Below are 435 nucleotides of genomic sequence, written 5' to 3'. Positions count from 1 at the left end.
CGAAGCCACACTCGACTATCACCGAGAGGTTCCGGCGGCCGTTCTGGACATCAACGCCGTCCTGCGCAACGACGACATCGGCACCTTCGACGAACTGTCGGACCGTGACGAAACCGGCACCCGGACCGAGTACGGCCTTGGTGCCCGGCTGGAAACCGGCCGCACGTCCGTTCTCGGCTTCGCGCTGGGGCTGGGCTATTCCAAGACCGATTTCCAGAACGCCTCGGACGTCGATCTGGTCGACAGCACCGAAATCCGCGGCGATGCGGCAGTGATCGTACATTTCTCGGAAGTGGCGACCGGCCGTGTCGGACTGCGCTACTCCCAGCGTGAGGACGCTTCCGCCGGCACGACCGTGACCGAAACCCGCACCGGCTTTGTCGGGCTCGACTATTCGGTCAGCGAACGGCTCGACCTGTCGGCCGAGCTTGGCAA

Annotated in this window: 1 protein-coding gene; it reads left to right on the top strand. The window is 64.6% G+C overall.

All coding sequences use genetic code 11. The features are described 5' to 3' along the window. A partial coding sequence (locus ACLNEE_RS16975; protein ID WP_412007462.1) for a hypothetical protein occupies positions 1 to 435 on the top strand: 435 nt, incomplete at both ends.

The sequence above is a fragment of the Aphanothece stagnina RSMan2012 genome (assembly GCF_046764815.1).
GTDB lineage: Bacteria > Cyanobacteriota > Cyanobacteriia > PCC-6307 > Cyanobiaceae > NIES-981.
The sequence above is the reverse complement of the archived record's forward strand: the minus strand, read 5'-3'. Positions and strand labels throughout refer to the sequence as shown.